Source organism: uncultured Empedobacter sp., assembly GCF_937930195.1.
Taxonomy (GTDB): Bacteria; Bacteroidota; Bacteroidia; order Flavobacteriales; family Weeksellaceae; genus Empedobacter; species Empedobacter stercoris.
Genome location: NZ_CALGVK010000096.1, coordinates 1 through 11,760 on the forward strand (window position 1 = coordinate 1; position 11,760 = coordinate 11,760).

Genomic DNA, 11,760 nt, shown 5'->3' on the forward strand with positions numbered 1-11,760 from the left:
CCGTGTAGGTTAAATGTTCCTTTTGCAGGAATAGACCATACAACTTGTGGTAACATACGAAAAGCAACAACAACAAAAACATCTGCGTTCCAACTTTTTAATGTTTCGATGAATGCATCGTCACGTAATTTTTCTGGTTGAGCCAAAGGTAGATTATGTTCTAACGCATATTTTTTAACATCTGAAATATTCATTTTCTGTCCTCTTCCAGATGGTTTATCAGGAACAGTAACAACTCCAACTACTTCGTGATGACTATTTGTATTGATTTCATTCAATGATGTCGCCGCAAATTCGGGCGTACCCATAAAGACTACTCGCATTTTTATTCTATTAGTTTATAAGAATCGAATCCAATTGGTTGAACTCGCATTTCGTCGATTAAATATTGCAATTCTTCAACGATTATATCTTTTGGCAAATTTATGAATTTTGAGAGGATTTCGGCTTGCGTTTTCTCACCTTCTTTTAAATATTCAATCAAATCGTTAGCATTAAAATTCTTAGTTTGTTTTTTTGATTGGCAAACATCACATTTTCCACAATTTTCATCAGATTTTTGATTAAAATAACCAAACAACAAACGTTCTCTACAAATTGTATTTTGTTCAGCATAATATATCATTGCTTGCAAACGTTTCCAGTTATTCACTTGAATTGATTCGAAATCTTTCCACAGTTTGTTTTTAAATGTATTGGAATCTCTTGGGATAAGGAATCTAAAACGCGCTAAAAATCGATCCGAATAATCGATTGTTCCATTTTTATAATAATCATGCAAAGCGTTTCTGATGTCACCAATACTTCTGTGCAAATCAAACGCCATTTTACTTTCCGAAATTTCTCTACTGTAAGTGTAAATTCCAGGATAATGACGTTGTAAATAATCAAAAATTTGGTTTTCACCTTGATTAATTGAATGTGGCGAAGCTAAAATTTGAAGTGTACTATTTTGTGTATAATTCTTTTGTTGAATAATTTCTTTTGTATTTAGAAAATCTAAAAATTGAAGAACCATTTTTAGATTTAAACCAAATTTTTCGGCAAATTTCGGAATGTCTAACTGGTAATTCATTTCGGTTAATTCGCCTTCAGCAAGTTGTAATTGACTAAATAAACAATTCGAGATTTTGATAAAATCTTGTTGCGAAGGTAAATTAGCTTTGAAAATATTCTCGGCTTGTATACGATCATCGGGATGATAGAGGTAAATTCCATGCGACTCCTGTTCGTCACGACCAGCGCGTCCGACTTCTTGGTAATATGCTTCTATACCTTGTGGTAAATCGATATGAAAGACTGTGCGTACATTCGGTTTATCGATTCCCATTCCAAATGCATTTGTCGAAACCATAATACGCGAATTACTCAACATCCAATTGCGTTGTTTTTCTTCCTTTTCGTCTTTGGTTAATTTGGCATGAAAATAATCGGCATCAAAACCATTTTGACTCAAAAAATTAGCTATTTCGTACGTTAATTTTCTATTTCGAACAAATATGATACTCGAACCTGAATATTTTTTTAAGTAATAAATTAAATCTTTTTTCTTGTCGGTGGATAGAAAAACATTGTACGAAAGATTTTTTCGTTTTAAAGAGGATTTGAAAATTTGAGGTTGATTAAGCTCAAGTTTTTCAATAATTTCAAGTTGAATTTTTTCAGTTGCTGTCGCTGTAAGTGCTAAAATAGGTACTTTGGGTAGAATGGTTTTTAATCGAGCAATTCGATGATAGGCTGGGCGAAAATCATGTCCCCATTCAGAAACACAATGTGCTTCATCTACCGCAAGTAAACTAATATTAATCTGCTTCAAACGTTCGATAAAAATTCTACTTTGCAAACGTTCTGGCGAAACATATAACAACTTTACTCTGTTATTTTGACAATCGTCTAAAATTTTTCCGATTGTATTTTGATCGATTTCATTCGTAATATACGCCGTAGAAATACCTTTGGACGTTAAATTCTGTACTTGATCTTTCATCAGAGCAATTAATGGAGAAATTACCAAGGTCAATCCATCAAACATAATTGCAGGAACTTGATAACACAAGGATTTTCCTCCACCAGTAGGTAAAATAGCCAAAGTATCTTTACCTTCTAATACATTAGAAATAATTTCTTCTTGCGGCGTTTTGAAAGAAGGGTAGTTCCAATATTTGAAAAGAATTTCTTTTGCAGTCAAATTACAAAGCTTTGTTGTAAAATTAGGAAAATATAACTCAATTAAACAATCGAGTTATCATTCTTTTCTTTAGCGTTATTGAAAGATTTATTAAAATCCAAAATTTAATCCGAAAACTACTCGACCTGGATCCTCACCTTTGAAGTAAGAGATGGTTGCGGTAATGGATTGCGCTCCATTGATCCATAATCCTCCACCCATAGATGAATGCCATTTATCGGAATCTTCTCCATTTAACCAAACTCGTCCGTAGTCTGCACCAAAAAAAACACCTAATCTCAATGGAACAATAGCTTTGAAACGTAATGCGTCAAAACGTAAATCTGATGTTTGTAAGAAAACTTTGTCTCCGGCAAAACGTCCTAATCGGTATCCACGTAAATCTTGATCTCCTCCTAAGTTAGCCATTTGATAAAACTCCATAAAATCACCCCAAATAGCTTTTCCTTTAAGCATAGAAGCAACTGTCAATCGGCCATTTGCTGAAATTTTATGCGTAAATCCTAAGTTAAGCTCTGTATAAAAGTGATTACGTTCAAAATCCGTTAAATTCGAAATCCATTTTGCATGTGCTAAAAATGTCATTCCTAATTTTGGTAATGATTCGTTATCGTAATTTTTGAAAAGATATTTAGCACCGATTTCTCCAAAATGTTGTCCTTTAAAGACATCTCGGTTGATATCTGGTAAGTCACCAACGATACGATCAAGGTTTTCTTCAATTTTTTTGTAACTATAAATGGCAGAAAAATCTAATCGACCATTGTTGTTCATAATTTTGAAAATAGAAGGACCAATGCTATAACTTTCTAATCTTACACGGTTATAATCTATTCCTATTTCTTCTTGATTATTTACTGTTTCGTTTCCAAAACCGAAGAAATTTGTACTATAAGTAGGGCTGGTGTAAGCAGCGTTTAAGTCTAAATTCCACTTACCTAAGGCTTTTGTAAAAGTACCTTTGTATTTCGCATCCCAACCACCTGTCGCAAAATAATAACTAACTTGTAAATTGTGACGTTGAGAGTATGGTTTGCGATCAAATCCATTTATAGTATAGGTTGGTGAAAGTCCAATTTTTAAACCATCGTCGGGATTATAACCAATGTTGGGTAACATGGTAAAGAAATTATACATCGGTTGTTTATAATCGTATGTATTGACCTCATAATCGTTGACAAAATTTTTAGAAGTTAGAAAAGTAGATTCAGAAGCGTTACTGCCATTGGCGTAATCATATACTTTTATTTTCGCTGCACGTTTCACCTCGTAATCATCATCATCAATTCCACCAATAATACGTGTTAAAATAGCATTACTTGGTTTACCTTCGACTCTGAATTTATCTTTTCCATTTAATCCATACAAACGAATTTCTTTGGTTTCTTTTTTATCAAATTCTTCATCAAAAATTAATGTTTTTTCTTTGCCTGAATAGATTTTGATAGCTGTTTTACCTTTTGCTAAACGAGTAATGATAAATTCGTCATCTTCATCTGTCCCTTTTAAAATGATTAGTTTGCGAAGTATTTTATTGTATTCCTCTGCAAATTTTTCTAATTTAGATTTTCGAGAGATGATATGATTGATAACGTCTTGATCATATTCTTGTTTTGTTTCCGTAGGAATTAATTCGAACGATTGTTTAATGTACTCATCGCTCAAATTTTCTTGAATATAGCGTGCTTCTTGTTTCCAAAGGTTAAGATCAGATGATTCTAAAATAGCCAAGTCTAATGGATAGGGTTCACGGTTGAACCACTTTACATTTTTGATATCATCTTTGTAATCTTGCATATGTCGAAGTGGTGGAATCCGCATAATAAGGTTAAAGAAAAGACCATCGTAACGAGGAAATGCTTGATCGCGATCACGTGGAATTGCACGATATATCGTTTTTCCATTTTCTTCATACGCACCCCAACGCCATTGATCCGAGTGTCGATCCCAATCGCCAACCAACATGTCAAAAAGTCGCGCACGAATGTAGGCTTGTTTGTCTACAATTACATCTTTATTTTTTTGAATCGCAAACAGCATATCATCCGTGCTTACAATATCGGTTGGCTTTCCGAAAACACCATCCTGATATCCAGCCATTGGACGTTCTTCAATCATATATAGCTCATCACCAAAATTTTCGTTGTATTCTTTTAACGTTTCTTGTTTGGGAACATAAAATAATTTTGGCGTAGCATGCATAATATGGATAGGCTTCATCAAATTTGCAACTGCTAACGGATAATAAGGGTGATTGGTTGTGTAAAAATCCATCAAAAATTTTTCAGTAAAAGAATCTTCAAATTCATCTGCAACATATTTATTTTTGAAGGCAACTTGTTGAATAAATTGTGTAGCACTCTTTTTTACCGAACGCATATTGTATTCTTCACCTTTATTGTTCACTAAACGCAAACTTTTCGTTTGATGTCCGCCCCCCATTCTGATAGGTGTTAAACCTCCATACAGTTGATTTAAATTAACAGTATTAGCTGTTATTGTTTGGCCGAAAGTTTTGCGGTAATGACGACCAAAAAAGAATTTATATGGATCAGATTTTTTTGTTACATCTAACTCATATACACTTGTTTCTTTTGTTTTTGGCATTTTTTTATCGTCATATACCTGAGCCAAATATTGCTTTTTCTTTTCTGTAACTTGTTTTGATAATAACAATTCGATTTCATCATTTTTGAACCCATAAAAATTTGCCAAAGAAGCGCCATTGTCATATAAATCTAAAACAACAAAACCATTGTCACCATAAGAGAAATCATTTTTACCAACCGCTTTTGCCGATTCTTTTTTAGAGCCAGATCCACTTATAATTTGTTTGACATTGTTCTGTTGAATGTATTGTAAATTATGATCATGACCAGAAACAACAATGACATTATTCCTATTTTCGATAATTGTCGCAATACGAGATGCCATTTCTCTATATTTGAAATTATTGACATCTTGCGGACTCAACCCAGTCGTGCTACGCAACAAATTAATAAAAGATCCAATGATAGGTAAAGGAACTTTGAAATCATCTCCAAATGGATAAAATTGTTTTTTGAAATCAAATTGTCCACCATGCGTACCATTCGAAAACAAGGGATGATGCATAGTGATTATAGTTGTGCGATTTTGATATTTATTTAATTGTGATTCTAATTCTTCAAAAAAAGCTTCACGCGATTTGATATCACACTTTTCGTTAAGGCCTGGGTGATTATCCCAATCTTGTAAATACCATTCAGAATCTAATGCAATTATCCCAATACTATCGTTGACATTTATTTTATCAATTGGACAAGCATCTTTTGGTAAGAATGCTTTTTTATTTCCTAATTGCTTTTTAACTATTTTTTCTTGTTCTTTTAGCCCTTTTACGCCATTTCTCCAATCATGATTTCCAGGAATAAAAAGTGTTTTTCCTTTGAATTCTTTTGCTAAATCAATCTGAAGTTGAAGTTTATCCCGGCTTGTCGTATAATTTTTCTTTGTAGAATCAACTACAATTCCATTTTCGTAAATATTATCACCCAAAAAGAAAAGATAAGAAGTAGAATCAGCTTTTGCTAATTCATTTTTTAGCGTTTTCAAATTCTGTTTATTTATTGGCTGATCCAAATCGCCAGCATCACCAATTAAATAGATTGATTGGATTTTGTTGCCTTCAACTTTTTGTGTCTTCTCGGTCTTAATATTTTTCCCGTATTGAGGATGTTGCGTAGCGCAAGATGTCATATAAAGACACGAACCTACTAAAGCCAAAAAAGGATAATTCAATTTTTTGTTGTTCAGTGTTGGTAATAATTTCATACATTTAAGCGTTAAAAACTTGTGATGAACCAATTGTTATTAAATATAGAAAACTATGTTTTCAATCTGTTCAAAGATAAACTTTCTTTAGATTTTACGTACCATAATTTTATGCATACCGTAAAAGTTGTAGAAGCCATAAAAACCTTGAGTGCTGAAGAACAAATTCCTACAGATCTACAAGAAAAATTAATAATTGCAGGTTGGTTTCACGATACCGGTTACACAAAAATCGTGCAAGGTCATGAAATTGAGAGTGCAAATATTGTAAAAGAGTATTTAAGTGAACTTGATTTTGATGAAAAATATATTAAAGAAGTTCAAGATTATATTTTGATTACAACTTTATATAAAGTTCCGAAGACGATTGGCGAAGCAATTGTAAAAGATGCAGATAATTATCATTTGGGTCAAACTGAATATCCAAAAATAGCCGAATTATTACGAGATGAGATTTCGAAAATTTGTAAAAAAGACTTTACAGATTATGAATGGCATATAGAAAACCGAAATTTCTTTTTGAATGTGCATCATTTTTATACCGATTCGGCAAAAAAACTTTGGCAAAAAGGAAAAGAAGAAAATTTGATTTATACACAAAGTAAAATCAAAGAAATTGAGTTGATTGGTGATGTACCGAACAAATACGAATTAAAGAAAAAGAAAAACGATAAAATTCAACAACCCGATCGAGGAGTAGATACGCTTTTCCGTGTAACGTTAAATAATCATACGCGTTTAAGTGATATTGCAGATAGTAAAGCCAATATTTTATTGTCTGTAAATGCAATTGTAATTTCGATTGCACTTTCTACGTTGGTTCCGAAATTAGGAAGTCCAAAAAATGAATACTTGATTTTACCTTCTATTGTTATGCTTTTGTCAAGTGTTATTTCGATTATTTTTGCAATTTTAGCCACAAAACCAAAAGTTACTTACGAAAGTTTTAACGAAGAAGATGTAAAAAATAGAAAAGTTAATTTGCTTTTCTTTGGAAATTTTTATCAAATGTCGCTTGATGCCTACGAAGAGGCGATGGAAGAATTGATGAAAGACAGAGATTATGTTTATACATCTTTAACTCGAGATTTATACTATTTAGGAAAAGTTTTGGAGCGAAAATATCGCTTGTTGAGTATAACGTATACCATTTTTATGATTGGTACTATATTATCAGTTTTGACTTTTGCTTATGCAATGTTTACAAATGTTGGATAAATACAATTCCAACTAAAAATTCGACTATTTTTTCTTATAAATACTTTAAGAATGCCTATTTTTAGACCATAAAATAGTTGAGATGAAAATTGAATTAAATAGAGTAAACAAAGCTTCTCATTACGAAGCAACTGCTGCAAGTTCTTCTGTGAAGGTGAATATAGATGGGCCAGAATCGATAGGAGGAGAGGGAAAAGGAGTTCGTCCGATGGAGCTAGTTTTAATAGCTTTAGGTAGTTGTAGTGTTTTTGATTTGGGAGAAATTTTAAAAAAACAACGTCAAGAAATCGAAGATCTTAAAGTTGAGGTAGAAGGACAACGCCGCGATGAAATTCCAAATATTTTTACAAACATTCACATCAAATTTTTCTTAAAAGGAAACATCGATTTGGAAAAAGCAAATAAAGCTGCTGAATTAGCAGTGAAAAAATATTGTAGCGTACACGATATGTTAGCAAACGGAGGTATCGATATTACGTACGAAATTAATGTGAATTAAATTATAGCAAAACATTACACCAAATAATGATGGAATAAATGACGAATGGGATTTGAGTAAATTCTTAACTGCCTATCCAAATGCTGTTATAGAAATTTATGACCGATTTGAAAAAAATGTGAAAACAATTACACAAGCTGATCAGTTTATTTGGGATGGAAGAATACGAGGAAAATCTGTGCCTACAGATAATTATTGGTATGTAATCAAACTAAATGATGAACAAACAAAATCAGGTTCAATATTAATTAAAATCAGATAATCTTAAGTTTTTGAAACAAGATTAAATCGTAAAATCATGATAACAAAAAGATGTAGCCTTATAGGTTACATCTTTTTTTGTTAAATTTACAATTCAATGTATATTAACTTCCTGAAAAAGTTTAGTTTGAACCTGTAATTATACTGAATATGAATACGAAAAGTCAACAAATTGTTTATGTCCACGGACTATATAGCTCGGCTAATTCTTCGAAATTCAAATCGATTTTAAAGAAATATCCTTCAGCAATTTGTGTAGAATGGAGAGTAGAGGATACTATATCGGCCATTTTGCTTGAGGCTTACGATCACTTAAAAGGAGTCGTGGAAGATTTAACTATTATTGGGAGTTCTACTGGAGGTAATTTTGCGTGGCAATTGCAACAGAAATTAAAAGAAAATGGTAAATCGAGTGAATTGATTTTACTTAATCCTTTGGTTGATGTATCAGTCATAAAAGAGCTTGATTTTCCAGAAAATCTTATCCAATTTTTAGTAGATATGAATCGTTTCGAAAATACTAAAGTTTTTTTATCCGTTCATGATGAAGTGTTAGATTTTGAAAAGTTAAAAAAATTCTTCGAAATGCAAGACAATATTTTTCCAAATCAAATTGATATGATCGAAATTGATGATGATCATCGTATTCATAACTTCGAGTCATTGTTAACGTTAATTTAATTTACTCTTTACAATTATTTAATTTTATTCCATGCATTTTTGCATCAAAATTAAGTCACTCAAATTATGAAGCATTATTTAGTTTTACCGTTATTATTAATAACTGTAAGTCTTTTTGGACAGAATAAAGATTCTATTCAAACAGAAGAATATAAAAACTTGATGTCGCCTTATTACAGTTATGGAGATGGTTTGGGAATTACTTCTCCCGATAGTTTGTATCAGGTAAATATTCGATTCAGAATGCAAAATAGAGTGTCTTATATTGATAATCAAGATGAAGAAGATAAAATTGATGCGCAAATTCGTCGTTTAAGGCTTCGATTAGACGGTTATATTGGTAATCCAAAGTTCGAATATTCGTTGCAACTTTCTTTTGCTTCTGGCGATGTAGGAAAGGCAGAGGAGGGAAAAAATACTAACATCATTCGAGATGCCATGATTTTTTATAACCCAAATAAACATTGGAGTTTTGGATTTGGTCAAACCAAATTGCCAGGAAATAGACAGCGAAATAATTCGTCGGGTGCATTACAGTTAACAGATCGTTCCATTAACAATGCGGACTTTAACATCGACCGTGATTTTGGATTTCAAGTGCAACATTCAAAAAAATCAAAAGAACATTTTTCGTATACATTGCGTGGAGCTGTTTCTACTGGAGAAGGGAGAAATTGGACAAAGTTTGATGATACAGGTTTAGCCTATACAGGAAAAGTAGAATTGTTTCCGTTCGGGGCTTTTACAAATGACGGAAGTAGTTACGAAGGAGATTTATTTCATGAGCAAACACCAAAGTTGATGCTTTCTGGTGCGTACAGTTACAATAATAATGCGCATAAAACCAAAGGTCAGCAAGGAGATGAGTTATTTGGAACAGCAAATATTCAATCTTTATTTTTTGATGCAATGTTCAAATATCGTGGTTGGAGTTTTATGTATGCTTACTTGAATAGAAATTCTGATCAAACTGTATTCCATAACCCGCAAGATGCAACCGATTTTAATTACATCTACAATGGTCATGGAATGGATTTTCAAGGTTCATACACTTTTCCAAAACATTGGGAAGTAATTGGACGCTATTCTACGCAAAAAGTAAATGATAAAATTTTTGAATTTACTCCAAACACAAATCAATATAGTTTAGGGTTGACGAAGTATATCTGGGAACATGCCTTCAAATTACAAGCAGAAGTGTCCTATGAGCAACAGAAGTTTTATAATTTAGAAAAGAAAAACAATTGGTATGCCCGTTTACAAATAGAAATTGGGATATAAGCTATCTTATTTAAGTAAACTATTTTACGAAGATTTAATGGTATGATATTTAAATAAATTGTTTAAATTTGTAGTAACAATATCAACCCATGCAACCCAATAAAAGAAAAAGCAGCCTGAATCGTAATGTGGAATTCGGCACAAAAAAAGTACAGTTTAAAGACGTAATAATTGTAGCAATTTTAATATTTGTAATCGTTTTAACAATATTGAAATTTGTAAATTAAAAATAATCTAATAAAAAAATCCCTTCAGATGAAGGGATTTTTTTTATCTATTTTTTCTCAATAGAAACTAATTTCGAATCTTCTTTACAAATCTCAAGAACGAAGTCATAATCTTTAGAATTGTCTTTGCTTTTGTAATTTGCTAAATATTCTCTACATGGAACTTGATCTTTTTTAGAGTTATCAAAATCAACTTTACTTCTTTTGAATAATTCTTTTTTCAAAAATGTAGAATCTAAATTTTCAGTTTTCATAAATGCTTGTGCTTCTGGTGAAATCGATAATCTTTTAGAATAAGCTTCGTCCAAAACTCTTGCATTTGGAAAGTAATTACATGAGAATGCGCGTGGACCAAACGCCATTGCGACGAAAACCATCCCAATTCCTACTCCCATCATATACTTCATAAATCTTTGCGTAAACGTCATATGATCAATAAATTAATGTCGTGAAATGGTAAATCAAACCAGTCACATAAGTTCTTTTTTACAATTCTTCCTTTGTACAAATATACGCCATTTCTTATAGTTTTATCCGTTTGTACCACATTTGCAAAACCAGATTCTTCTGATATTTGAAATAAATAGGATAAAAAATAATTACTCAACGCTTTAGTAGACGTACGTGCAACGCGAGAAGTGATATTAGAAACGGCATAATGAATGATATCATTCTTTATAATGATTGGTTGATCATGTGTTGTCAACTCTGAAGTTTCAAAGCATCCACCTTGATCTATACTAACATCAATAATAACAGCGCCAGCTTTCATATTTTGAACCATCATTTCAGTAACGACACATGGTGTACGTGTTTCGCCACGAAGTGCTCCAATTGCTAAATCGCATCGTCTTAAAGCTTTTCCTAATTCTTTAGGATCTAATGTCGAAGTGGAAACGCGTTGACCAATATTTTGTTGTAAACGTCTTAATCTCGTCAATGAATTGTCAAAAACTCGAACCGAAGCGCCCAAACCTAAAGCAGTTCTTGTTGCATTTTCAGCAACAGTTCCTGCTCCAAGAATAACAACTTCTGTTGGTCGTACTCCAGTAACGCCTCCCATTAAAATACCATTCCCAACATTTGTTGAAGACATCAATTCACTCGCTACCAAAATAGCCGTAGTTCCTGCAATTTCACTTAATAAACGAACGACTGGTAAATGATTTTGTTCATCACGAATAAACTCAAAACCTACAGCATCTACACGTTTTGCGATAAGTTTCTGAAAATATTCACGTTTCAACGTGTTGGTAGGTACAGAAGAAATGATTAATGCATGGGGTTTTACCCAATCAATTTCTTCTAATGTAAGTGGGCCTACTTTTAGAATAATTGGTTTTTCGAAAACGGATTGCGTATTGTAAGAAATCTGCGCACCAGCTTCCGAATATTCTTTATCTGAGTAATTTGCACCTTCTCCTGCTCCAGTTTCAATCGTTACTTGATGTCCGTTATTGACTAAAATTTCGACTGCATCAGGAGAAAGACAAATTCGTTTTTCTTGATTATTTGTTTCTTTTGGAATTCCAATATCGAAGCGCTCTTTCTTATGAGGAATCTCTAAACGCTCGGGTTGAGGAATAAGTTCT

General features: G+C 32.4%; 10 protein-coding genes. 5 read left to right on the top strand and 5 right to left on the bottom strand.

Annotation, left to right across the window (positions count from 1 at the left end):
- The 3 genes from Q0616_RS06120 to Q0616_RS06130 all read right to left on the bottom strand — a co-directional run.
- On the bottom strand, window positions 1-323 hold a 323-nt coding region (locus Q0616_RS06120), incomplete at its 3' end, for a formyltransferase family protein (RefSeq protein ID WP_298775833.1).
- A gap of 2 nt (window positions 324-325) precedes the next feature.
- A complete protein-coding gene (locus Q0616_RS06125) occupies window positions 326-2,188 on the bottom strand; it encodes an ATP-dependent DNA helicase RecQ (protein WP_286483684.1) in 1,863 nt (620 codons plus the stop codon).
- A 90-nt stretch (window positions 2,189-2,278) separates the two neighbouring features.
- Complete coding sequence (locus Q0616_RS06130; protein ID WP_298775839.1) at window positions 2,279-6,001, bottom strand: metallophosphoesterase; 3,723 nt, start codon at window positions 5,999-6,001, stop codon at window positions 2,279-2,281.
- A 24-nt stretch (window positions 6,002-6,025) separates the two neighbouring features.
- On the opposite strand from Q0616_RS06130, the gene Q0616_RS06135 reads away from it, so the two are divergent.
- The 5 genes from Q0616_RS06135 to Q0616_RS06155 all read left to right on the top strand — a co-directional run bounded on the left by Q0616_RS06135 (window position 6,026) and on the right by Q0616_RS06155 (window position 9,941).
- Window positions 6,026-7,219, top strand: coding sequence for a Pycsar system effector family protein (locus Q0616_RS06135; protein WP_188320137.1), 1,194 nt, complete (start codon window positions 6,026-6,028; stop codon window positions 7,217-7,219).
- A gap of 82 nt (window positions 7,220-7,301) precedes the next feature.
- A complete protein-coding gene (locus tag Q0616_RS06140; RefSeq protein WP_284583798.1) occupies window positions 7,302-7,718 on the top strand; it encodes an OsmC family protein in 417 nt (138 codons plus the stop codon).
- 13 nt (window positions 7,719-7,731) lie between these two features.
- On the top strand, window positions 7,732-7,980 hold the full coding sequence (locus Q0616_RS06145; RefSeq protein WP_225532372.1) for a T9SS type B sorting domain-containing protein: 249 nt from the start codon (window positions 7,732-7,734) through the stop codon (window positions 7,978-7,980).
- A gap of 149 nt (window positions 7,981-8,129) precedes the next feature.
- Window positions 8,130-8,660: a hypothetical protein gene (locus tag Q0616_RS06150; RefSeq protein WP_284583797.1), complete on the top strand. Its 531-nt coding sequence runs from the start codon at window positions 8,130-8,132 to the stop codon at window positions 8,658-8,660.
- A 66-nt stretch (window positions 8,661-8,726) separates the two neighbouring features.
- Window positions 8,727-9,941: a porin gene (locus Q0616_RS06155; protein WP_284583796.1), complete on the top strand. Its 1,215-nt coding sequence runs from the start codon at window positions 8,727-8,729 to the stop codon at window positions 9,939-9,941.
- Window positions 9,942-10,215: 274 nt separating this feature from the next.
- On the opposite strand, the gene Q0616_RS06160 is transcribed toward Q0616_RS06155, so the two are convergent.
- Both Q0616_RS06160 and Q0616_RS06165 read right to left on the bottom strand, forming a co-directional pair.
- Window positions 10,216-10,575, bottom strand: a complete 360-nt coding sequence (locus Q0616_RS06160) for a hypothetical protein (protein WP_260543384.1) — start codon at window positions 10,573-10,575, stop codon at window positions 10,216-10,218.
- A gap of 17 nt (window positions 10,576-10,592) precedes the next feature.
- The coding region (locus tag Q0616_RS06165; RefSeq protein WP_298775845.1) for an alanine dehydrogenase at window positions 10,593-11,760 on the bottom strand (1,168 nt) is incomplete at its 5' end.

Excerpts from the sequence above, each read along its gene's own strand:
- Q0616_RS06140 (WP_284583798.1), top strand. The coding sequence starts at position 7,302 with ATGAAAATTGAATTAAATAGAGTAAACAAAGCTTCTCATTACGAAGCA.
- Q0616_RS06135 (WP_188320137.1), top strand. The coding sequence starts at position 6,026 with ATGAACCAATTGTTATTAAATATAGAAAACTATGTTTTCAATCTGTTC.
- Q0616_RS06160 (WP_260543384.1), bottom strand. The coding sequence starts at position 10,575 with ATGAAGTATATGATGGGAGTAGGAATTGGGATGGTTTTCGTCGCAATG.
- Q0616_RS06150 (WP_284583797.1), top strand. The coding sequence starts at position 8,130 with ATGAATACGAAAAGTCAACAAATTGTTTATGTCCACGGACTATATAGC.
- Q0616_RS06155 (WP_284583796.1), top strand. The coding sequence starts at position 8,727 with ATGAAGCATTATTTAGTTTTACCGTTATTATTAATAACTGTAAGTCTT.
- Q0616_RS06130 (WP_298775839.1), bottom strand. The coding sequence starts at position 6,001 with ATGAAATTATTACCAACACTGAACAACAAAAAATTGAATTATCCTTTT.